This is a genomic window from Mycobacterium sp. DL99 (assembly GCF_004762045.1).
In the GTDB taxonomy this organism is placed as follows: Bacteria; Actinomycetota; Actinomycetes; order Mycobacteriales; family Mycobacteriaceae; genus Mycobacterium.
On sequence record NZ_SJOM01000003.1, the window covers coordinates 1 to 964 of the forward strand.

Here is a 964-nt window from a genome sequence, read left to right on the forward strand (position 1 = left end):
CGGCGGCGGATCGCGTCGCCGACCACCGGGGCCAGCACCTCGTTGACATGACGAAGCCGGTCGCGCACCCCGTCGTCGTAGCAACCGTAATTGAGCCGCCGGGGTTCCTTGCCCTCGTAGAAGTTGCAGAACCCCAGATTGCCGTGGGCCCGGTTCACCACCACGAACACCGGCATGGACGCGGTGTAGATGCCGGCCAGCGAACCGACCGCGGCGTAGTCGTGACACGCCCCCACTTCGATCACCCCGGCATCGAACTTGGCGATGGCGTCCTCGCGATCGGTGGCCAGCCCCTCGAACAGCGCGCCACCGATCAGGGCCTCGCGCTGCCCGCCGGTATAGGCCGACCACGGCATCGGCGCACCCGAGGTCAGCACCAGGTTGTCGCGAAAGCCGGGCAGTACCTCACGGGCCGGGGCCACGTCGATCACCCAGGGATCGGCCGCATCCAGCCGGGTGAAGGCCGCGGCGTTGGCGGCGTCCACGTCCACGGTGGTGGTGTCGAGTTCGGTGCTCACCAGGCCACCACGCCGCCGTCGACCAGCAGGGTTTGGGCGGTGATGAAGGAGGCCCGCGGGGACAGCATGAACTCGACCGCCTCGGCCACCTCCTCGGGTTCCCCGATGCGCTTGAGCATCGCGTAACCCGCGCTGACCTCCTCGCCGCCGGACACCCGCGCCATCGACGGGCTCATCGGGGCGCGGATCACCCCGGGTGCGATGTTGTTGACCCGGATTCCCCGCGGAGCCAGCTCCTCGGCCAGGTAACGCGTGTAGGCGGCGATGCCGGCTTTGGTGGCGCCGTAGACCGAGGCCCCGCGGAACCGGCCGAAGTGGCCCGTCAGGCTGCCGATGTTGACGATCGCGCTGCCCCGGGTCAGCAGCGGGGCCACCACATCGGTCACCCGGGCCATCCCGGCGATGTTCACCTGGAACATCAACTCCAGCTTCGCCTCATCAAGCTC

2 protein-coding genes are annotated in these 964 nt (G+C 69.3%); both read right to left on the reverse strand.

All coding sequences use genetic code 11. The features are described 5' to 3' along the window. Positions 1-518: oxamate carbamoyltransferase subunit AllG family protein (locus EYZ64_RS00015; RefSeq protein ID WP_135451300.1), on the reverse strand; the 518-nt coding region annotated here is incomplete at its 3' end. Beyond that, positions 515-964: SDR family NAD(P)-dependent oxidoreductase (locus EYZ64_RS00020; protein WP_135451301.1), on the reverse strand; the 450-nt coding region annotated here is incomplete at its 5' end. The genes EYZ64_RS00015 and EYZ64_RS00020, both read right to left, overlap by 4 nt.